The 23,115-nt window shown below is 33.9% G+C and carries 19 protein-coding genes; 3 read left to right on the forward strand and 16 right to left on the reverse strand.

The genetic code is table 11. The features are described 5' to 3' along the window. Positions 1-23: 23 nt before the first annotated feature. From L1S34_RS12105 to fahA, 7 genes are all read right to left on the reverse strand, one after another. Positions 24-965 carry an N-acetylornithine carbamoyltransferase gene (locus L1S34_RS12105; protein ID WP_236364231.1) on the reverse strand — a complete coding sequence of 314 codons (942 nt, stop codon included), beginning with the start codon at positions 963-965 and terminating at the stop codon, positions 24-26. A gap of 97 nt (positions 966-1,062) precedes the next feature. Next, on the reverse strand, positions 1,063-2,202 hold the full coding sequence (locus tag L1S34_RS12110; RefSeq protein ID WP_236364232.1) for an aspartate aminotransferase family protein: 1,140 nt from the start codon (positions 2,200-2,202) through the stop codon (positions 1,063-1,065). 87 nt (positions 2,203-2,289) lie between these two features. Then, entirely contained in the window at positions 2,290-3,267 is a 978-nt protein-coding gene (gene argC / locus L1S34_RS12115) for an N-acetyl-gamma-glutamyl-phosphate reductase (RefSeq protein ID WP_236364233.1), read from the reverse strand. Positions 3,268-3,460: 193 nt separating this feature from the next. Then, on the reverse strand, positions 3,461-4,663 hold the full coding sequence (locus L1S34_RS12120) for an argininosuccinate synthase (protein WP_166133900.1): 1,203 nt from the start codon (positions 4,661-4,663) through the stop codon (positions 3,461-3,463). Between the two features lie 103 nt (positions 4,664-4,766). Then, positions 4,767-5,390 carry a GNAT family N-acetyltransferase gene (locus L1S34_RS12125; protein WP_166133902.1) on the reverse strand — a complete coding sequence of 208 codons (624 nt, stop codon included), beginning with the start codon at positions 5,388-5,390 and terminating at the stop codon, positions 4,767-4,769. Positions 5,391-5,856: 466 nt separating this feature from the next. Next, entirely contained in the window at positions 5,857-7,041 is a 1,185-nt protein-coding gene (locus L1S34_RS12130; RefSeq protein WP_236364234.1) for a hypothetical protein, read from the reverse strand. A gap of 144 nt (positions 7,042-7,185) precedes the next feature. Continuing rightward, positions 7,186-8,469: a fumarylacetoacetase gene (gene fahA / locus L1S34_RS12135; RefSeq protein ID WP_236364235.1), complete on the reverse strand. Its 1,284-nt coding sequence runs from the start codon at positions 8,467-8,469 to the stop codon at positions 7,186-7,188. Between the two features lie 108 nt (positions 8,470-8,577). Between fahA and glyA the strand changes: the two genes are divergently transcribed. Beyond that, the gene (gene glyA, locus L1S34_RS12140) at positions 8,578-9,852 is read left to right on the forward strand and encodes a serine hydroxymethyltransferase (RefSeq protein WP_236364236.1); all 1,275 of its coding nucleotides are present in this window, start codon (positions 8,578-8,580) and stop codon (positions 9,850-9,852) included. A 135-nt stretch (positions 9,853-9,987) separates the two neighbouring features. Then, positions 9,988-10,581 carry a tRNA-(ms[2]io[6]A)-hydroxylase gene (locus tag L1S34_RS12145; protein ID WP_236364237.1) on the forward strand — a complete coding sequence of 198 codons (594 nt, stop codon included), beginning with the start codon at positions 9,988-9,990 and terminating at the stop codon, positions 10,579-10,581. A 117-nt stretch (positions 10,582-10,698) separates the two neighbouring features. On the opposite strand, the gene L1S34_RS12150 is transcribed toward L1S34_RS12145, so the two are convergent. Continuing rightward, entirely contained in the window at positions 10,699-11,268 is a 570-nt protein-coding gene (locus L1S34_RS12150) for a pentapeptide repeat-containing protein (protein WP_236364238.1), read from the reverse strand. Between the two features lie 216 nt (positions 11,269-11,484). On the opposite strand from L1S34_RS12150, the gene L1S34_RS12155 reads away from it, so the two are divergent. Beyond that, positions 11,485-12,528: an NAD(P)-dependent alcohol dehydrogenase gene (locus L1S34_RS12155; RefSeq protein ID WP_236364239.1), complete on the forward strand. Its 1,044-nt coding sequence runs from the start codon at positions 11,485-11,487 to the stop codon at positions 12,526-12,528. A gap of 78 nt (positions 12,529-12,606) precedes the next feature. Here L1S34_RS12155 and L1S34_RS12160 read toward each other — a convergent pair whose 3' ends face one another. The 8 genes from L1S34_RS12160 to L1S34_RS12195 all read right to left on the reverse strand — a co-directional run bounded on the left by L1S34_RS12160 (position 12,607) and on the right by L1S34_RS12195 (position 22,150). Beyond that, entirely contained in the window at positions 12,607-14,760 is a 2,154-nt protein-coding gene (locus tag L1S34_RS12160; protein WP_236364240.1) for a S9 family peptidase, read from the reverse strand. A 767-nt stretch (positions 14,761-15,527) separates the two neighbouring features. Then, on the reverse strand, positions 15,528-16,628 hold the full coding sequence (locus L1S34_RS12165; protein WP_236364241.1) for a hypothetical protein: 1,101 nt from the start codon (positions 16,626-16,628) through the stop codon (positions 15,528-15,530). Between the two features lie 206 nt (positions 16,629-16,834). Then, positions 16,835-17,857, reverse strand: a complete 1,023-nt coding sequence (locus tag L1S34_RS12170; RefSeq protein ID WP_236364242.1) for an alpha/beta hydrolase — start codon at positions 17,855-17,857, stop codon at positions 16,835-16,837. A 245-nt stretch (positions 17,858-18,102) separates the two neighbouring features. Continuing rightward, a complete protein-coding gene (locus tag L1S34_RS12175) occupies positions 18,103-18,558 on the reverse strand; it encodes a hypothetical protein (protein WP_236364243.1) in 456 nt (151 codons plus the stop codon). A gap of 420 nt (positions 18,559-18,978) precedes the next feature. Then, entirely contained in the window at positions 18,979-19,482 is a 504-nt protein-coding gene (locus tag L1S34_RS12180; RefSeq protein WP_236364244.1) for a DUF1648 domain-containing protein, read from the reverse strand. 177 nt (positions 19,483-19,659) lie between these two features. Further along, positions 19,660-20,616 (reverse strand): hypothetical protein, encoded by a 957-nt coding sequence (locus L1S34_RS12185; RefSeq protein WP_236364245.1) that lies wholly within the window; start codon positions 20,614-20,616, stop codon positions 19,660-19,662. Positions 20,617-20,936: 320 nt separating this feature from the next. Beyond that, the gene (locus L1S34_RS12190; RefSeq protein WP_236364246.1) at positions 20,937-21,260 is read right to left on the reverse strand and encodes a hypothetical protein; all 324 of its coding nucleotides are present in this window, start codon (positions 21,258-21,260) and stop codon (positions 20,937-20,939) included. 182 nt (positions 21,261-21,442) lie between these two features. Further along, positions 21,443-22,150, reverse strand: coding sequence for a hypothetical protein (locus L1S34_RS12195; protein ID WP_236364247.1), 708 nt, complete (start codon positions 22,148-22,150; stop codon positions 21,443-21,445). Positions 22,151-23,115: the final 965 nt, after the last annotated feature.

Genomic DNA, 23,115 nt, shown 5'->3' on the forward strand with positions numbered 1-23,115 from the left:
TTAGAACTTTGCATCTCAATGCCTTATTTTTTTAATATTTTTTGCAAGACCAATTGCGCAGAATAGGTTCTATTATTGGCTTGTTCAATTACAACAGAATTGGGACCGTCAAGTACTTCATCAGTGACAATTACATTTCTACGTACTGGCAAACAATGCATGAATTTAGCGTTGTTGGTCAGTTTCATTTTTTCGGCTGTAACTGTCCAATTTGGGTCTGAATTTGTAATTTGACCGTATTCGTTGTAATTGCTCCAGTTTTTGACGTAAATAAAATCGGCATTTTCAAACGCTTTGTCTTGATCGTATTCAATGTGCGAATCTTTAGTAATTTCTGGATTAAGCTCATAGCCTTTCGGGTGAGTGATTACAAAATCGGCATCTTGTAACTGCATCATTTCTACAAAAGAATTGGCTACAGCTTGAGGCAAAGCTTTAGGATGTGGTGCCCAAGTGAGTACTACTTTGGGTCGTGCTTTTGTTTTGAACTCGGCAATCGTGATGGCATCGGCCAATGCTTGTAGCGGATGTCCAGTAGCACCTTCCATATTGACAATAGGAACTGTAGCGTATTTTAAAAATCCTGCCATTACTGTTTCGGCATTGTCTTTTTCTTTGTCTTGCAAACCAGCAAATGCACGTACAGCAATAATATCACAATATTGCGAAACTACCGCTGCGGCCTCTTTGATATGTTCTGACGAACCAGAATTCATTATGGCGCCATCTTCGTACTCAAGCGTCCAACCTTCGCTGCCAAAGTTCATCACCATGACATTCATGCCTAGATTTAAGGCTGCTTTTTGCGTACTCAAACGGGTGCGAAGACTTGGGTTAAAAAATAACATTCCTAGTGTTTTATTATTGCCTAGTTTTTTATTTTTTAAAGGTTTTTTCTTGATTTTTATGGCTTGTTGAACCCATTGGTCCAAATTATCTATGTCTTTAACTGAAGTGTAATTCATGGTACAATTGATTTAATTTTCTAAAATCGATTTGTTGTGCAATGTATTGTTTTAAGGTAATTTTTTACTTTAAGTAATTATTGTAATCAATTTATCCTTATTGTTTTAATTCTGCTAATGATTCTGCTAATGCTCTGATAAAAGTATCTATTGCGTCAGTTGTAATTGTAAGAGGTGGTAAAATGCGCAATAAGTTTTTGTTGCTTGATCCTCCGGTGAAAATATGTTTTTCGATGATCATTTTCTTTCTCAAGTCGTTTACGTCAAAATCGAACTCTACACCAAGCATTAAGCCGCGTCCTTTTACTTTGATGATTTCTGGAATAACCTTGATGGCTTCCATAAAGTAAGCTTCAACTTTTTGTGCATTTTCCAATAAATGCTGCTTTTCGATGATGTCTAAAACGGCAATACTAGCTGCACAGGCCAAATGACTGCCTCCAAAAGTAGTTCCAAGCAAACCGTAGCTCGCTTTAAAATGTGGTGCTATTAAAATTCCGCCAATAGGAAAACCGTTGCCCATACCTTTGGCCATGCAAATGATATCAGGTTGAATACCGTGAAATTGATGTGCGAAAAACTTTCCACTTCGCCCGAAACCTGATTGCACTTCATCTAAAATTAAAACCACATCATGTGCCTTGCAAGCTTTTTCTAAGGCTTGAAAAAAGTTTGTGGTTCCCATGTCAAGACCACCAACTCCTTGAATTGGCTCAATAATTACGCCTGCAACATCGCCTTTGGCTAATTCGGCTTCAACAAGTTCGATTTGGTTGAGTGGTAAAAAAGTAACTACTTGTTGTGCATTAATTGGTGCTACAATTTTTTTGTTATCGGTAGTAGCTACGGCTGCTGATGTACGGCCGTGAAAAGCGTTGTCAAACGAAATAATTCTGGACTTTTGCGTATGAAAAGAAGCCATTTTTAAAGCGTTCTCGTTTGCTTCGGCACCAGAGCTGCATAAAAATAAGCTGTAATCTGTATAGCCAGACATTTTACCTAGTTTTTCAGCTAATTCAACTTGCAATGGATTTTGAATGGCATTTGAATAAAAACTCAATTGAGCTAGCTGTGCGCTAACTTTAGCTACATATTCTGGTTGGCTGTGGCCAATAGAAATCACTCCGTGGCCAGAATATAAATCTAAGTATTCAATTCCTTTGTCGTCCGTGATGATGCAATCTAGGGCTTTTACGGGAGTAATTGGATATAATGGGTAAACGTCGAATAAGTTCATTTTGCTTAAATTTAAAGATTTAAAGATTTAAGAATTTAAAAATTTAGTTTTGTATAAAATTTTAAATCCATCAATCTTATAATTTTTTTAGAATCCTGATGGTTTTAATTGTAATCCAGTTGTTTCATTAAGGCCAAACATAAGATTCATATTTTGAATGGCTTGTCCTGAGGCTCCTTTTACAAGGTTATCAATAATAGAGGTGATCAATAGTCGGTCGCCTTTTTTCATTAAATTGATAATGCATTTGTTGGTTTGAACCACTTGCTTCATGTTGATGTTGGTTGTTGTTATAGTAACAAATGGATGTTCTCTGTAAAAGGTTTCATATTGCGTTACCATTTCTTCTAAACTTTCAGTGCAATGGGTGTAAAGCGTTGCGAATATTCCGCGTGGAAAATCTCCGCGATTGGGTATAAAAAGCAGCTCTTGACTGAAATTACCTTGTAGTGAAGCTATACTTTGATTGATTTCTGCAAGATGTTGATGTTCAAAAGCTTTGTAGTGCGACATGTTGTTATTTCTCCAACTGAAATGACTTGTTTCTGATGGACTTACACCTGCGCCTGTGCTTCCCGTTGTGGCGTTAATATGCACTTCGGTTGTAATTTGATTGGCTTGCGCCAAAGGCAATAAGGCAAGTTGAATTGCGGTGGCAAAACAACCTGGATTTGCAATATAGTTGGCTGTTTTGATTTTGCTTTTTTGCAATTCAGGTAGTCCGTACACAAAGGTTTTGTTTTGAAATATTTGATCATCGTGCAATCTGAAATCGTTACCTAAATCGATTATTTTGGTATGATTTGCAAATTGGTTGGCTTCAAGAAAAGCTTTTGACTTGCCATGTCCGAGGCATAAAAAAACTACGTTGACGTTTGGATTTATGACATTGGTAAAATGCAAATCAGTATCGCCTAATAAATCATGGTGCGCTACTGAAATTGGTTTACCCGCATTTGTAGTGCTGTAAACAAAATCGATAGTAGCATACGGATGGTATAGTAAAATACGAATGAGTTCGCCTGCAGTGTAGCCTGATCCTCCTATAATTCCAATTGTTATCATAATTCTATTTTTTGTCCTTGGCATTTTTGCCTATTTGATTCTTGTAGCGATGCAAATGTGTTGTTGTATTCCTGCGCGTGTGCGTGAGGGGTAGCAGCGGTATCCTTTTGTGAGGCTTTTTGCCGAGCAAAAGATATAGCGGATGACCCGACCCGTAGTTTTTACGAAGGGTCACGCCCAAAAGAATAGTAATTTAATCCTCGTATGTCAGTTGGTTTACCGATGAAAAGATGTTTTGCGCATTGCCTAATATTTTGATGAATCCTTTGGCATCATCAGCGGTCCACGCATTGTTCATTTCGCCGTATTGACCAAAACCAGTGTTCATTAAATCGTTTTCCGATTCGATGCCGTCAAGCGAAAAATGATAGGGTTGCAAGGTCACGGTCACAATTCCGTTGACAGTTTTTTGAGTGTCTTCAAGAAAAGTTTCGATGTTTCGCATTACGGGATCAAGAAATTGACCTTCATGAAAAAGCATGCCGTACCAATTGCCTAGTTGTTCTTTCCAGTATTGCTGCCATTTGCCCAAAGTATGTTTTTCGAGCAAGTGGTGCGCTTTGATAATGATCATTGGAGCCGCAGCCTCGAAACCAACACGGCCTTTGATACCAATAATGGTGTCGCCTACGTGGATGTCACGGCCGATGGCGTATGCGCTGGCAATTTTTTCGAGAGTGACAATATTATTTGATGGTTTATCTGCAATGCCGTTTACAGCAACGAGTTCACCTTTTTGAAATTCCAATGTTACTTTTTCGTGCCCTTCTTTGATTAACTGCGAAGGATAAGCCTCGCTAGGCAAAGGTTGTCCTGAAGTCAATGTTTCTTTTCCACCTACGCTGGTTCCCCAAAGTCCTTTGTTGATAGAATATTGGGCTTTTTCCCAAGAATAATGTACGCCGTTTTTGGCTAAATAATCAACCTCTTCTTGACGCGAAAGTTTTAAGTCACGAATAGGAGTGATGATTTCAATCTCAGGAGCAATGGTTTGAAAGATTAGGTCGAAACGAATTTGGTCATTTCCAGCACCAGTACTTCCATGTGCAATTGCGGTTGCTCCAACAGATTTGGCGTATTTGATGGCTTCAATAGCTTGAAAAACACGTTCAGCACTTACTGAAAGTGGGTACGTATTGTTTTTCAGAACGTTTCCATAAATAAGGTATTTGATAGCTTTGTTGTAATATTTATCAAGAATGGTAAGATTGGCGTGTTTGGCACTTCCTAATTCGTAGGCTCTTGCTTCGATAGCTTCCAACTCGGCATCATCAAAACCACCTGTGTTGATTAGTACGGTGTGTACTTCAAAGCCTTTTTCGTTTTTTAAATATTTTAAACAATATGAGGTGTCCAATCCGCCGCTGTAGGCTAAAACTACTTTTTTATTTTCCATTTGTGTTTTATTTTTTGTTGGGCTATTGCCACTTAATGTCTATTTTTTCTTATACACTATTTTAGCTTTAAAGTGTACTTTTAATTATTTAGGAGTGAACCTTTCAAAAAAGTTTTGGTAAAAAGAGCGCTTGCTTTATTTTCTTTAAACGGTTCCAAATCCGGACATTAAAATCGTGTTTTGGTGGAATCTTAGGTTTCTCAGCAGGATCGTATAACATACCTGTACAAAGACACATTTTGTATTCTTTGCTTTTTAAAATTTCAAAATTTGTACAGGTTTTACAGCCTGCCCAAAAAGTTGGATCATTGGTCAACTCTGAAAAAGGTACTGGTTTGTAACCTAAGTCCGAATTGATTTTCATCACTGCCAATCCCGTCGTAATACCAAATACTTTGGCGCCAGGATATTTTTGTTGAGAATACGTAAAAACAAAAGTTTTGATTTTTTTGGCTAAACCATGATTGCGATAATTTGGATGTACAATTAAACCAGAATGCGCTACAAATTGGCCGTGCTGCCAGCTTTCGATATAGCAAAATCCTGCAAAATTGCCATTTTCAAGAGCAATTACAGCATCTTTGGTTTCCATTTTTTTCTGGATGTACTCAGGAGTTCTTTTGGCAATACCAGTACCTCTCAGCAAGGCTGAAAGTTCGATGGTATCGCAAATTTCTTGCGCATATTTATAGTGTTCTTCCTGAGCGGTTACAATAGAAATATTCATTTCAAAAGCTGAATTTTAGAGTTAGAAAAGGAATAAAAAATTGGATTGGTATCAATGAAATAATACCTAAGAATAAGGGTTATTGTAAATAAATAAGTGTAACTTATTGTATTTGAATAATTTGTGAATAAATTATGAGTTGGTATTGGATGCAAATATCCAATAGGTTTGAGCGATAAAATCAAAACGAGAAAAATGAAATATGAATACTAAACGAACAACGTGGAGACTATACAGATAGCGTCCGTACTTCGGGCGAAGTAGTTAGTGTGTTTGTCCGTGACAATGTAGTATGTAAACTTGTCTGATTCATTGCTGCAAAAGTACACTTATTTTTAAAAGTGAAACCTATTTTTAAAAAATCTAACAAATTTTTAATGGTATGTTTGATTTTTGGTATAAAAAAAAAACTCCTTGATAGTTGTTTATCAAGGAGTTGTATTATGAAAAGCTTTTGTTTTATATTTTAATTTCGAAAGCGATTTCTTGTAATAATGTCTTTTAATTTCGCTTTTAAGTCCTCGCCAGAATCATAAACCATCTGTTCGCTGCTTGGAAAAGGCACTGCTCTGCGATCAAAATAGGAGAAATAATTGTCGTCAGAAGCACGACGATCGCCTTTGTATGTAGCATAAATATTCTCAAAAACAAATTCGCTCGCCAATGGGAAAGACTGTAAAAGTTGGTTAGATCGTAAGTTGATATAATCAATTTTGGCTGTGACTTGACAAGCTTTGAATTGTTTGAACTCGTAAATGCGGGCATTAACAGTGACTAAATTGTCAACCATAACGGGTTTTCCTTTTTCGTCTAAGACTTCTTTTCCGTTTGCATCAATGAGTTTTTTAACGCCATCTTTAACTACTCGTTCTTTAACAAATTCACGTTCTTTGATTTGTTCTGGTGAAATATTTATTTGTCTAAAATTGATCAACATGCCATAATCGTAAGTTAAATTTCTAACTTTATTACTGTGATATACCGTCCATCTGTCGTTCAATCCTAAGGTGCTGAAGTCGAGTAAATCATTTTGCAAACGAACCGGAATGATCATGTTGGTTTCGTTTTTGGTATAAACATGTACATAGTCCGCGCCTTTTGCTAGGCATTCGTCCATTAAATCAATTGTATTTTTGTAGTTGGGATTGATTTTGTTCAAATACTGCAAATCATCATAAGCTGCACGGTACTTCATTTTATCAGGCGTTCCCATTAGTTTTTTAGCATTTCCATATAAATAAGCAGAAAGTGCGTTCTTACTGTCTACTAATTCATCATTGTAATTGTCTAAAGGAAATATTGCATTGCGTCCTTCTTTGAGCAGTTTCAATGGTAAAATGGGTTTAATTAACTCCTGGCGTTGGTTCAATTGTAAGTAAATGTTGTAAATTTTTTCTAACTGCGCAGGATTAGCCTCTTTTACTAGTAAATTAATGGTGTTTAAATCGCGTTCTTTTGCTTTGGCAAAAGCCTCCTCAAGCATATAAACGTAATCTTGTTTGCCTTTTTTGTCTTTATTGCTGCGTAAGTTCGATACGGCATTTTCGATAGCTTGATCATAATTGCCTGAACTCAAAGCGTTTTGTGTTTGTTTGACACCGCAAGCTGCTGCAAGAACGATAAAAGCGATTAGGAGTGTAATTTTTTTCATAAGCGGATGATTGAGTTCGTAATTGATTACTATTTTGATTGATGTTTAGTTGTTTCTATTTTGCAAAATTCAAATATAATGCCAAAAAAAAACCTAACAAAAATAAGTTAATTGTTAGGTTTGATTTTTTAGTTTGATGATTTTTTATTGACGCACAAAAGGCGGTAGTAATTTACTTGAAACTTCACCAAAACCAATGCGAACTTGTCCGTTTTGACAGAAACCTTTCATGATAACAGTGTCATTATCATTAATAAATTTACGCTCAGTTCCATCGCTCATTTTTAGAGGGTTTTTACCTCCCCAAGTAAGTTCTAGCATTGATCCAAAACTATCTGGAGTTGGTCCTGAAATGGTTCCAGATCCCATCATATCTCCGGAATTTACACGGCAACCGTTGCTCGTATGGTGAGCCAATTGCTGGCACATACTCCAATATAAATATTTAAAATTAGAGCGAGATACTACCGTTGCTTCAGCATTTTCTGGTTGTATTGCTACTTCTAGATTAATATCAAACGAGTGCTTTCCTTTTTGCTGTAAATATGGCAATGGTGTAGGCTCTTGTTTTGGACCTTTTGTTCTAAAAGGCTCTAGAGCATCCATAGTTACAATCCACGGTGAAATAGAAGATGCAAAATTCTTTGCTAAGAACGGTCCAAGTGGCACGTATTCCCATTTTTGAATGTCACGCGCGCTCCAGTCATTTAGCAAAACCATTCCAAAAATATAATCTTCGGTCTCAGTAACCGGAATATTTTCGCCCATGATGTTAACATCAGTGGTGATAAAAGCGGTTTCTAATTCAAAATCAACAGAGCGTGAAGAACCAAATACCGGACTGGTTTCTCCGTTAGGCAAAGTTTGTCCCATTGGTCGGTGCACCGGAATTCCAGATGGTACTATCGAAGAACTTCTGCCGTGGTAACCTACAGGAATGTGCAACCAGTTTGGAAGTAAGGCGTTTTCTGGATCGCGGAACATCTTTCCTACATTGGTAGCGTGCTCTTTACTAGAATAAAAATCAGTGTAATCACCTATGAGAACTGGTAATTGCATTTCGACATCTTTGATATCAAAAATCACTATGTCTCGATCTGTGTGATTGTTTTGTAATTTCGGATTGTTAACATCAAAAATGTCTGCGATTCTATTTCGTACCAAACGCCAAGTTTTTTTACCGTCCGAAATAAAATCGTTCAAGGTATCTTGCATGAACATATCATCAGTCAATTCTATACCTTCAAAATAGTTCAATTGTTGTAATGCACCTAAATCAATGGCGTAATCGCCAATTCTAGTTCCCACTGTTACGATGTTTTCTTTGGTAAGGAAAACTCCGAAAGGTATATTTTGAATAGGGAAATCGCTGTTTGAAGGTACTTCAAGCCATGATTTTCTATTCGTATCGTTAGCTGTTATTGGCATATTTTGTTAATTGTTTTGTTAAAAAATTACTCATCAAATATATTATAATCTAAGTACTAAGCAAACGTTTTTTTGTATTTTTGCATCAAATTAACGAAAATCAAAAAAATGCAACGCGACGAACAAATTTTTGACCTTATTCTTGAAGAACAAGAAAGACAAATTCACGGATTAGAACTTATTGCATCAGAAAACTTTGTAAGTGACGAAGTGCTTGAAGCAGCAGGATCTGTATTAACCAACAAATATGCTGAAGGATACCCAGGCAAAAGATACTACGGAGGTTGCGAAGTAGTAGATGTGGTAGAACAAATTGCAATTGATAGAGCTAAAGAATTGTTTGGTGCTGCTTACGCAAATGTGCAGCCACACTCTGGTTCTCAAGCCAATACTGCTGTTTTTCATGCTTGCTTGAAACCAGGAGATAAGATATTAGGTTTTGATTTGTCGCACGGTGGACATTTAACTCACGGATCGCCAGTTAATTTTTCTGGACGTTTATATTCTCCTTCGTTTTATGGAGTTGATCCAGAAACGGGACGTTTAGATTATGATAAAATACAAGAAATAGCTACTAAAGAGCAACCAAAATTAATCATTGCAGGAGCTTCGGCTTACTCACGTGATATGGATTTTGCTCGTTTTAGAGAAATTGCTGATAGTGTGGGCGCTATTTTGTTAGCAGATATCTCGCATCCAGCGGGACTTATTGCAAAAGGATTGTTGAGTGATCCAATTCCGCATTGTCATATTGTAACTACAACTACGCACAAAACTTTACGTGGTCCACGTGGAGGTTTGATTTTGATGGGCAAAGATTTTGAAAACCCGTTTGGTTTAACTACTCCAAAAGGAGAAATCAGAATGATGTCTTCATTACTTGACTTAGCTGTTTTTCCTGGAAATCAAGGTGGACCTTTAATGCACATTATTGCTGCAAAAGCAGTAGCATTTGGTGAGGCTTTGCAAGATGAATTTTTTACTTATGCTTTACAATTGCAAAAAAATGCGACTGCCATGGCGGAAGCTTTTGTGAAAAGAGGATATAAAATTATTTCAGGTGGAACCGATAACCATATGATGTTAATCGATTTAAGAAACAAAAACATTTCTGGTAAAGAAGCTGAAAATGCATTGGTTAAAGCTGAGATTACTGTAAATAAAAACATGGTTCCTTTTGATGATAAATCACCATTTGTAACTTCTGGAATTCGTGTAGGTACAGCTGCAATTACCACCCGTGGTTTGGTTGAAGCGGATATGGAAACTATTGTTGATTTAATTGACAGAGTTTTAGTTGATCACACCAACGAATATGTTATTGAAGCGGTAGCAAATGAAGTAAACGAAATGATGAGCGAGAGAGCTATTTTCGTTTATTAAATTTTTGTTTAAAGTCTCAGGTTAAAAGTTTAAAGTTTTGTGTTTACGGAATGGTATCGCAAAATTTTAAACTTTTTAAGTTCTAGGTAAAACTTGAAACTTGAAACTAATTTTAAAATTTTGAACTAATTTAAAATGGGAGTATTAAGATTGCAATTGCCTACTGACCCAAGATGGGTGAATATTGTAGAAAAAAATATAGAGGAAATCCTGACAGATCATGCTTGGTGCGAACAAAAAGCCGCCACCAATGCTATTACGATCATTACCAACAACTCAGAGCATCAGGATTTGGTGAAAGACTTATTGGCTTTAGCCAAAGAGGAGCTGGATCATTTTGAACAAGTGCATAACATTATCATCAAAAGAGGTTTAACACTTGGTCGTGAGCGCAAAGACGATTATGTGAATGAACTTTATATGTACATGAAAAAAAGTATTGATGGCAGCCGCGTTTCCGGTTTGGTAGAACGTTTGCTTTTTTCAGCAATGATCGAAGCAAGAAGTTGCGAGCGTTTTAAAGTACTTTCTGAAAATATTCAAGACGAAGAATTGGCCTCGTTTTACAGAGAATTAATGGAAAGCGAAGCAGGTCATTACACCACTTTTATTACTTATGCCCGTAAGTATGGAACAGGAATTGATGTTGAAAAGAGATGGAGAGAGTGGCTGGCTTTTGAAGAATCTGTAATTTCCAACTACGGTACAGGTCAAACCATCCACGGATAAAAAGTCTTTCGAATGCTTTCTTTATAAGCATTATTTTTAAAGAGTATAATTATTAAGAACCAAATACAATCAGTTTAGCGGTGTTACTGCGGTGAATAGCTGATTTTATTTGGTTTTTTATTGCACCACAATATCATGATGTTGTAACAATCCTTTAACGTTAGAGCTGCTAAAAACTGCTTTGGTAATTTTAGTTTTTTGAGGATTGATAGCAAAATTAAAACTACTTGTAAAATTAGCCTTACCAAGATTGGCTTGCGCAAATTCAGCGCGGTACAAATCGCATTTTTCAAAAATAGCAGCGGTCAAGTTTGCTTTCATAAAATCGACAGCAACACAACTGCAATTGGTAAATACGGTTTCCTTTAAATTCAAATCGTAAAATTGAGAAAAATCTAAAATACAATTTTTGAAGGTGATTTCAAAAATCAGCCGATCGCACATGGCAAAATTAACTTCTACAATTTTACAAGACTCAAAAGTAACTGTTCGCAGTGCAACATGGTTGATTTTTGCCTTGTTGAAAGTACAATTAGTAAAAGTACAATCAATAAAAGTAACATCGATAAAACTACAAGCAGAAAAAATACAATTCGTAAAGGTGCACGATTCGAACTCTTGAAAGTTCAATGCTGTTTCACTAAATATTGTACCTAGAAAATGTTGTTCTACCTTGTATTGAGCCATGCGGAAGTATTACTTATTTATATTTTACTGGCTAAAATTACTCAAAAAAACCTTATCAATTTAAAATAGGAGTAAGGCTCTAGCCATTGTTTTTAAACTCCTGATTGGCAGTTGTTCGAATTTTTTATATGATGAACGATTATTAAAAAACGTTAAAAAACAGTTTTTACTGCTGCTTTATGTGTAAATTTAAAACTTAATTTAAAATGAAAAAATATGATACCATCAAAAGGTTACGCAGCTCAAAGTGCCACTTCAGATTTAGCTCTTTGGAATTTTGAAAGAAGAACATTAGGGCCGCATGATGTACAATTTGATATTCAGTTTTGTGGAGTGTGTCACAGTGATTTACATCAAATAAAAGACGATTGGGGAGGTTCAATTTACCCAATGGTTCCCGGTCACGAAATAGTAGGTAAGGTGGTACAAGTAGGAAGCCACGTTACCAAGTTTAAAGTAGGAGATATTGCTGGTACGGGATGTTTGGTTGATTCTTGCAGAAGTTGCGACAATTGTAAAGAAGGTTTAGAGCAATATTGTTTAAAAGGACGTACAGATACTTACAATGCTTTGGGTCAAGATGGAGTAACGCCTACTTACGGAGGTTATTCGGATACTATTGTAGTACATGAAGATTTTGTATTGCATATTTCGGAAAAACTAGATTTAGCTGCTGTTGCACCATTATTGTGTGCTGGAATTACAACCTATTCGCCATTACGTCACTGGAAAGTAGGGAAGGGACATAAATTAGCTGTTTTAGGTTTAGGCGGATTAGGACATATGGCTGTTAAATTTGGAGTTTCTTTTGGTGCTGAAGTTACGGTATTGAGTACTTCTGCAAGTAAAGAAGCAGATGCTAAAAAATTAGGAGCTCATAATTTTGTGGTAACTTCAGATGAAGCGCAATTAGCAAGTGTGGCCGGGACTTTTGACTTTATTTTAGATACGGTTTCTGCACCACACGATCTAAATTTATATCTGTCATTGTTACGCGTAAACGGAGTTCATATTTGTGTTGGAGTGCCACCTACGCCTTATCAAGTGCATGCTTTTAGTTTGATTGGTGGTCGCCGTAGTTTAGCCGGATCTTTAATTGGTGGATTGCCAGAAACACAAGAAATGTTAGACTACTGTGCAGAACACGGTATTGTTTCAGAAATTGAAATGATTGATATCAAAAACATTCATGAAGCCTACCACCGTATGGAAAAAGGGGATGTTCGTTATCGTTTTGTAATCGATATGGCTACTTTATAAAAAAAGGATGCTGAATTAAAGTAAAAAATCGCTACCAGCATTTGCTGATAGCGATTTTTTTTGTCTGTATACGTGTAATTATTTTGTCAAAAAACGCTGAAAAAACTCGTAAGTTCTCAACATTTGATCCATACGTTGTCTATTGTCGCCATTACGAGTAATTTCGTGTGTAGCTCCAGGATGAACTACAAATTCTACTGGACGGTCTAAAACTTTTAAACTTCTAAACATCATTTCGGCTTGAACAAATCCTGTTCTACGATCGTTGGCACCGTGAAAAATGATAAAAGGCGTTGTAATGTTTTGTACGTAATTAATTGGCGATTCGCGAGCTAGTATTTCTTTAACTTTTGGTTCCCAAGGATATCCTCCAAAATAATTTGGAACCAATCGCCAAGCATTTCCTTCTCCAAAAAATGTATTCAAATCGTACACACCTCTTTGAGCACAAGCCGCTTTAAAGCGATTGTCATGACTAATAATCCACGCTGTTAAATATCCTGCGTAAGAACCACCGGTAATGAATAAATTAGATTGATCTGCCCAACCTTCGGCAACTGTTTTGTCGAGAGCGGTTAAAACATCACTTGCGGGTCCTTTGCCCCAATCATTAACATTGGCTCTTAAAAAATCAAGACCGTAACCTCCAGATCCACGCGGATTACTGTATACTACACCATATCCTTTGCTACAAAAATATTGGTACTCATGCCACATACTTTCTTCACCCGGTCCCCACATAGCAGATGGTCCGCCATGAATTTCTAGTAACAAAGGCGCTTTTTCACCACTTGTAGTTTGAGTTGGTTTCATTACCCAAAATTCAACTGTGAGTCCTAACTCGTTTACAAAACTTTTCTTTTCAGGATACGATAGTTTTTTAGTTGAAACCCAATTGTTAAATGTGCTTACTTTGTTTTCTTTCTTGAAATTGGAATCAGCGGTGTACAATTCTGATGGATTACTCACTTGAGTCTTGCTATAAAGAAAACCATCAGCAACTAAATCATAACTGGATATTCCTTGATCTGCTGCCGATAAAGCCTCAATTTTTTTGTTAGCTAATGATACACGGTGTAAAACGTTCCCGCCATTCATTTGCGATGTAAAATAAAGAAATTTGTCGTCCTTGCTCCATTTTAAATTAGAGATGTTACGGTCAAACGGAATCGTCTGGATTGATTCAGGTCCACCGTTTAATGGCATAATTGATAAAGTTGGTATGCTCACGAATGAAGTAGCTCCTGATAAAAATGCAATCCATTTTCCAGAAGTGCTAACAGACGCATTGCTATAGCGTTTACCGTTCTCGCCTAAAATCATTTTGAAATTACTACCGTCCGTAGCTACCGTGAATATTTCACTTTCTTGCGAGCGATCAGGGTTTTCGATATTGTCTACATCGCCAGACAAAAGTATTTGAGTTCCACTTGCAATATAATCTGCCGATGAAAAGCTATAGAATCCGCTAGTAATGGCTTTTGGAGTGCTATTGATTTTTGTATCTGTCTCAAAAAAGTGATTAAAGTTAATGTCAGATGATAAATTACTTTCGCTTTGAAAGTTTAACTTGTTTAAAACAATGGCTTTTTTATCGGTAGCGTTTTGGTTCAAGTACGCTCTTACTTCGGCCAATGAACCGTTCGGATTGGCTTTGATTTTAGTATTGGCTAAATAATCATTCGATGTAAAGCCCGGTTTTTCTGTATTCCAACTTGGAACTGTTTTTTTAGGATTTAAAATGGAGTCTTTTAAAAGTTCTTGAAGAGAAATGCTAGCTGAAAAAAGTATTTTGTTGCCGTCAGGAGACCATTTTGGGTTATTGGCACCATATTTAAAATTAGTTAGCTGAGATGCCTCGCCGCCATCCATATCAAGGACAAAAATTTGTGTTTTATCTTTTACAAACCTTGTAAAAGCTAGTTTCTTTCCATCAGGACTCCATGCTGGTCTAGATGCGCCGTTTTTATCTGATGTAAGTTGCTTTAAAGTATTTTTAGCATCTTTTGTCCAAGTGTAAATTTGAGTGCGATAAGTGTAGTCTAACGAACTGTTTTCGTCGTTTTCAATGGAAGTTACTGTAAAGGCCGCTTTTTTTCCATCTGGAGAACTAGTGATACTGTTTACGTTTTTTATTTTTAAGAGATCGGTTAGTTCAATTCGATCACTGTCATTTTGCGCGCTTGCAAAATGAATTGGAATCAATAATAAAAAGCTTAGAAATTTTTTCATAGAATTTTTGTTTGTTAATTGGCTTAACTAAGTTGCTTTTAAGAGTCCTAAGTTAATTATTCTTTGGTAAGAATCAAAATTCCTTTACACGTGATAATTGAGATTACGGTACTTCACATTTATTTTATTGGAAATGTTTAAAATCTTATGAAGTCATAAAATTGAGAATTGTGCAATCGTTTTGAACAGACAATAAATTTTAATAGGAGATGTAAATTGTAGGAATAAAAAAAGCGCTTCAGATATCTGAAGCGCTTTAGTGGGGAGAGCAGGATTCGAACCAACAAGCTGGAACCCGCGCCTATACTGCATTTTCAACTACTTATAAACTGATGTGCCACGATTTTGCCACAAAACTCAACATAACAATTTAAAGCTATTTTTTAAGTAAATTATTGAATTAACTTGTTCGAATTGAATGATATAATTCATTTTTTCAAAATCAAAATTACGTAATTTTGTGATAATCTAAAAAGTTTATTTACTATTTTTTCAGTTTAATGCTAATCTGTTATTTAATGCTAATAGTATTCTAAACGGTTTCTTGAATCAATTTTAATAATTTGAAATACAGATAAATACAATAGTTTTTTATGGAAATTCGTTTAGAACTTCAAGAATTAATGTGATTGAAAATGATATTAAGAGAACATTGATATCTTTAAAATCACTTTTATCTACCAATGAAGCGATTTCTGTATGAAAAGTGAGTTTGATGTTATAACTAATATCTTAAGAATTATTTCAATATTAAAAATAAAGTAGTATTAATAATTTTGTAATTCTTTTTTTATGAAACTATCAAAATTTTCTCTTTTAATTTTAAAAATTTTCTCAATAGAAAGTAATAATTCTTCATCTGTTTTGCCTGAATTCATTAATTCTAATAGTGCAATTTCACCTTGTTTTTTTAATGAGACATCACACAACAAAGCGCCTACCGTGTACCACAATGAGGATATGTCATCTAAGATATATTGTTCTGACTCTTTAAATAGTTTTTCGTAAACGTTTAAATCATTTTCATTTAAATGATTTTTTAATTTTTTAATATGTTCTTTAAATTCTATTCCTTTAGAACCTCCAAAATAAGTTGCTATTCCTTCATCTATTATTTTGTGTATGTTGGAAAAATATTTAAACGTATATAAATGAACGACCTCATGTGGGTAAAATTCTGAATTATTTCCCGCGAAAATTACATTATCTGCGGGGAAAGTCTCCCCACCATTTTGATTCTGCTCAACCATCATTTTGTCAAAATCAAAACCTCTTATTCTTTTAAAATGATTCATATCTTTACACAAAAAATAAGTAAAATTTATTGTCTCTTTTTCAAAAAACAAACTTATTTTTTTATTGAAATCTAACATTTTTTTTGCGTCGGTATAATTGAAAATATGTTCCTTGTAGGTTACATATTTTATTTCATCTAAATCAAAAGTTTTAAAATCTTTAACATTGTAATCTAAAACATTCTCAAATAATATTTCATTATTTTTTTTAACTGCGTAGATATTATAAATAGCATAAAGATTACCATAATTATTGCTAGTTTTAATCCAAGCAATTTTAATTAAACTTCTTTTATCATCACTATTGTTAATAGACAGAATTGTAATTTTATGATTTTCAGCATTTGTAATGATATCCAGAATATCAGTTTCTGGATATTTTAAGAAATTACTTTCAGTCCAAAAGGTTGTATTTTCGCTATTATTTAAAGGGACGTTAATATACTTATAAAACTTATCCAAAATATCTTTTGAATTAGGTTCCTTTAAAGTGTAATTTAAATATAAATTATTTTTTTCCTGAGAGTAACTAAAACTACTCCATCCAATAAATAGTAAAAACAATAATTTCATAATTAAAATTCTTTAAATAATATTTTTTTAGATTGAGAGATAATAAGATACTCGTTGAAAACGAGTTTCAGAGGGTTTACTTTTTTTTCATTCAGATTTCGTAGATTTTCGCTGAAAAATCAATTTAAATCTGTAGAATCTGCGTGCTATTTTTTTCGTTTTCCTCTTAAATTAATTACATTGATTGTACGTAAGTTGGAATGTATTTATTTTTTGGTCCAATTTATAAACTCATTCATAACTTCTTTCCAATGTTCTTTTTCGTAATTTGCTCTTCCATTATCATTAACTTCAAAAAAGTTATGTTCTAAGTTTAAGTATCTTTTATGTGTTAAATTATCTTTTCCGTTTTGGATGTAAAATAAAGGAACTAGATCACATAAATCAGAAGTAATATCATTTGTTCCATAAGCTAAATAAGTAGGTATTTTGATTTTTAACCAATCATTTAATAATGGTCTTGAGAAAGATTTCCAAGCTAATAAATTTGGATTTTCTTTTAAAGTTTCTTTATTGTAAGCTTCTCTATACATTTGATATGTGTTTTCGATATATTCATCAGCTTTTTCCCAGGTTATCTCTTTTCTTTCTGCTTCCTTTCTATAGTTTCTAATGTTTTGGTCAATTCTTCCAAATGGGTTTGCACCAAATAATCCCAAATGTGTAACTTTCTTGTTTTTTAAAGCAATAAGTGTCGCAACTTTAGAACCTTGAGAATGTCCAACAACTACTAATTTTGAGTTATCTACCCATTTCTGTTTTCGCAAAAAATTTAAAACTTTATTTGCTCTATATTCATAATTCTCTAAAAAATCTGCTTTTACATATTCCTTATCAAACTCATCGGGTTCTTCTACATTTGGAATATAGCTATAAGATTTATTTAAGTTTTTGTCATTAACAATTACTGGAGTTTTCGGCATTGAAATGACAATTAAATGATAGTTCTTCTTTATTTCATTTATGTCGAAATTTGTAATTCCACCGCCAATCATCCATATATTTTCTTTTGCAGGTTTTACGAATAATGGCATTGGCAAAGAACCTTGACAAAATAAAAATATAGGTTTTATTTCGTTTAAATTAGTATCGATCAATATAAAATTTATAGTATCCTTTTCTTTTTTGATATTGAATTGAATAGCTTGATTATTTATTATATTTAGTTTCTGTCCAAAATTTATTTGGATTAAAAATAATAAAAATAATGTCGTTTGTAGTTTTTTCATAGTGTATATGCCAACGTTCTGGTACGACAGCGGGTTTGGGAAAAAGTACGCATTAATTTTCGGTTATGTACTGAACTTTAAAATACAAAACCAACTTCCCATTAAGCCAATTGCCCAAATCCGTTGTAGTAGCTGTTAGCGGTAGTGTTTTTTCTTTTCAATTAGAATTATGTTTCAAAAACTATTATAGTCCACAAAACAAATATTACTTTTAGTTTTTCCCAAAAGTATAAAATAATTCTGCGCTAATCTCCTTTATATTCAATCTCCCATTTCATTTTTTCTAAATCGTCAATTGTTAAAAGATATTTTTTGTTGTAAATGTTCTTTCTAAATATTTCTTTCCAACCATACTTATCAACACTGTCTTTTTTTACAATGAATAATCTTGCTTTTTTATCGTATAAACTATCAAAATAAGTATCCCAATATCTAGGTCCATCTCCATTATAATCTTTTTGTCCTTTTTTAATTTCATTGAAAATAAAAGGCATATCATATTTACCTCTTTTTGATTCATCAAAATCATCTCTAAACTCATAATAAAACCCGCCACTATTCATACTATCATTATCTGATAGAATGCTAAATATTATCTTATCAGAATTGTTTTTAACGAATATATTACGTGTATCTAATTTATCACAAGAACAAAAATGGAATAAAAAGAATAGAAAAATAAATATTTTAGTTTTTAACATAGTTTTAAGGTTTTAGGTGATGGTATAATTTATATTTTAAGTCGTCAAATATTGAGTTTTTATCTATTGGATATTCTTTCTTATATATCGGATTATTAAAAATTGTTGGAAGACCAAAGTAATAATAAGCCATAGTATTTGATTTAATCTCTGTCCAAGTGATGGAAGCATTTGCCGAATTTGCTGTAGCTATACTAGACCACATTCCATAGCTGTAACAGTTCAATGAATTATATTGTGAGTGCAACCAATGTCCGTATTCGTGACATTAGCGCTAACGTTCCGGCGCTAGGCGAGATTGCGAACTTCGGAACCTATTATTTTCTACCAGAGATAAAATTTCTTGCGAGAAATAAACGCGAATTTACTACAAAATTCGCAATCTTGCCAAACGTCTGTTATGGCCAGTGTCTTTTGTCGTCATTGTTTTATTGTCTTGAATGATTTTATTACAAAATATGTAAGCGGAATAAAAATTAGTCCTAATGTTAATGGTAAAAACCAAATACCAAGTCCACTTGTTTCTCCGTTTACATTTCGGATTGTTTGCAATGCAAGTAGTCCAAAAATAACAACGATAATGAACTTTAAATATCTAAGAAGTCTTGTCGCATTAGTGTGTTGTCTTAATTCGTTTTCTGGGGTTATGTTGGTCGGATAATTAAATAAGAGTGGAAATTTATTAAGGATTGTCAGCCCTATAAAAAGAATTGTCGCTATTAACGGCAAAGTCAAAATGTTTCCTTTTCCACCAAAACCGTCCGCTTGCCCTGCACCGTTATAATGAATGGGAATAATGTCGGGCAAGTTAATGTAGTTTGTGATTGTCAAAAACCAAATTGCAAGAATTGAAGTCCAACCAAGAATTTCAAGTGTCTTGTCAAATGTCGTGAGTTCTAATTTTATTTTCGTTCTTTCGTTCATATCGTTTAATGTTTACACGGTCGATATCAGAATTGGCTAAAACGTTAAGGAGCTTGGCAAGGTTGCGAACTACGGAACCGATTATTTCCTATCAAAAATAAAATTTCTTGCGAGAAATAAACGTGAATTTAGTACCAAATTCGCAATCTTGCCAATCGCCTTTTGTGCGATGTTTTTTTATTTTTCAAATGTTTCTATTATCCATTTCAGGCAAACTTCGGAATCCATAATTGACCAAGAATGTGGATTTTTCGTTCCATCTAATCGAACTCCTTTTCCTTGACTAACTATTACCATAGCGTTTTTATTTCCCATTATTTTTAATTTATTTATCATTGAGATTATATCAATTCCATTCCAATCATTTAAGTCACGATGTCTTTGATTAATTAACCAATCTGTATCCAAATCAGTAAACATTAAAAGAGGCATTTTTTTTAAATATTTTGCGTTTCCGCCATCTTTTTCTCCATAGGAGTAAATAGAGTTTTCTATATATTTTTCAGGAAATTCTTCTGGAGAGCCCCCATAAATACTGTCCCAATTATTCTTCATCCATTTTGCTTCATCTACTGCAGGTTGATAAATATTTCTTTCGATTTCTCTTTCGCAATATTTATAAAATCTAGCTTGGTCTAAAGGTGCGTCTAATGCAAAAATACCTTTTGGCATTATAAAATACTTTTCGGGATTTTTAGTTGCCTTTTCCGCGTACGTTAAAGAAATCATTGCGCCACTTGAAAGTCCACCGAGTATAAATTTATCTTTTGATACTTTATGCTTTGCGACAATTTCACTGAAAATTTTATCAAGCAATTTGAATTCTGCTTCTCGATTATCTGTTCCCCAATTTATTGATGGAACAATTACCATAATTCCTTTTTCAACTGCTATTTTTTGAAGAGTTATTTGTTTTAATGTATTTTCAACAAGTTCTCCACCAGAAGGAATTACAACTAAAACTCCTGTAATATTATTTTTAGGAAGATATTTGTAATAAAATAGTTCTGTAGAATTTTCATCATTAACGTACAATTCGGAAATATCAGTTTTTGAAATAGATATTTTTTCAAAATCTTGTGCTTTACAAGATAAAAAATTTAAGATAAAGGTAAAAATTATTATATTTTTCATTTTCGGTTTTGACAGTCAAAATATCGCACAAGGTTCCCGCGCTGTAGGCGGTTTGGGACTAAATTAAGCCCATTTTTCGGATTTGCCTAATATTTCTGAAACAAACCAATTTTACCATTAAACCAATTGACTAAATTGCTAGTAGCGTGTATTGGCGGTAGTTTTTATTTTACTTTCCCATTTTTATTCCATTCCAATATGCTCGAATACTTCATTATAAGCCATTCTTCTATTGAAGTTCGCATATAAGCTGGCTCAATTTGAATGAATGTTACACCTAAAATTAAGTCTTCTTCAACTGCTTTTTTTATTTTTTCAAGTTAGGAACCTGTTGCTTTATTTTTTCTCGAAAAATGCGCAATCATTCTATACTTTGCAATCGTTTCCTTTGCATGTCCAATATAACAAGGTTCAAGATTACTCAAAGTATCTCCAACCCAAATACAGTAAACTACTGATTTATTATTTATGTCAACTAGAAATTTTTGATTAAGTTTATTAAAATTTAAAACACAATCTTTGTTCTCATAATTTACAATACGGATTTGAGTTTTTTCAAGCAACTTTTTTTCAACTTTAAAAAACCAATTTTCTAACTCAGCTTTGTCAAATTCAATTTTCGTAGTTGTTGAAATCTCATTCATATTTTCTGTTTCAGGATATTTTCTGTGGTTGGGCAAAATTACCGCCAACGTTCTCGCGCTACAAGCAGTTTGGGACTAAATTAAGCTCATTATTCGGATTTGCCAAATCTTCCAAATACAAAACCAACTTCAAATTAAGCCTAATACCCAAATTGCTTGTAGCGTGTGTTGGCGGTAGTACTTTAATTTATCTTATCTTCACTTTCAATATTAATCATAATATCTTGTCTTTTCGACCAATCGCAAAGTTTCCAACCTTGTACTTTGAAAAACTCGCCAATTTTTTCTTCATTTGAAAGACATATAGTTTTTATGTTTTCTAATAATAGACTTAAATCCATTGAGATAACTTTCTTTTTATCAAAAGTTTGAATTGTAATTGAATTAATTTCTTGATTTAATTCTGAAATTTCAGGTATTTTGAAATTAAGATTAAAACCAAAAGCTAAACCACTAACCAATACTTTAGGTGTCAGTTTTTGAGTTTCCATATTCTTATGATACCAAACAAGAATTCCATAATATGGAGATTTATTTTCAAACATTGATTCATCAATACGTTCGTGTAAATGTTGAATAGTATTTCTAAAAGCATTTATCAAAAGTATGCTTTCGAGTGCTGTATGGTTGCTTTCAGAAGGTAATTTTTGAAATAATTTAATAAGTCTTGAAGTGTGGTCAACAATTGCCCAAGCACTTGCAAAAATTTGAGAAGTATTTTCTTTTACAGAATTTTTTTGAGATAGCTTATGAAGTTTTTCTTCTAATAATGAATAATCATTTTCAATCATTTCAAAAGTAATACGAATTGAATCGAAAATCATTCGCTGATATTCACTCATTTCTAAAGGAAGCATTTTAAAAGGCGAATTTTCCGAAAGTATCTTCATTTTTCTCATTTTTTTGCGCGTATTACCACCAACGTCCCGACGCCTCATGCCGTTGCGAACTTCGGAACCGATCAGTTTCGGCTAAGATAAATAAACTTGCGAAACGTAAGCGTAAATTTAGGAGAAAATTCGCAATGGCTTGAGACGGCTGTTATAGGGCGGTTGAATATTTTAAAGTTTCTATTTTTCAGATTTTGCCTTTCAAGTTTCGCTTTTCGGTTTCCACTTTCAAGTTTCGTTTTTCAGATTCTGCTTTTCAGATTCTGCTTTTCAAGTTTCTACTTCTCAAGTTTCGCTTTTCGGTTTCCACTTTCAATTTTCTACTTTTCAGATTTTGCTTTTCAGATTCTGCTTTTCAAGTTTCGCTTTCAAGTTTCTACTTTCAAAAACTCTAGCGGAAGATTAATTTATTTCTAATTCTTAATGTCTGCGTAAATTCGCAACTGCCCTATAACGTCCCGCCGCCACATGCCGTTGCGAACTTCGGACCCGATTATTTTCCACCAAATATAGATAAACTTGCGAAACGTAAGCGTCAATTTAGGATAAAATTCGCAATGGCTTGAGACGGCTGTTACATGCCGCTTAAATTTTTTTCTTGACCAATTTTCAGGTTTCCATTTTTCAGATTCTGCTTTTCAGATTCTGTTTCAAGTTTCGTTTTTCAGTTTCCACTTTTCGGTTTCTGATTTCAAGTTTCATTTTTCAAATTCCACTTTTCGGTTTCTGCTTTTCAGTTTCTGCTTTTCAGTTTCTGCTTTTCAGTTTCTGCTTTTCAGTTTCTGCTTTTCAGTTTCTGCTTTTCAGTTTCTGCTTTTCAGTTTCTGCCTTTCAGTTTCTGCTTTTCAGTTTCTGCTTTTCAGTTTCTGCTTTTCAAAATTATTCCGTTGCGTTTTAAAGTCGAAAAGTAGAGTAGAAGTGGTGTTCTACGAATTTATCTTTTCTATCGCAGATAAGTGGCTTAT

This window comes from Flavobacterium sp. K77 (assembly GCF_021608205.1).
In the GTDB taxonomy this organism is placed as follows: Bacteria; Bacteroidota; Bacteroidia; order Flavobacteriales; family Flavobacteriaceae; genus Flavobacterium; species Flavobacterium turcicum.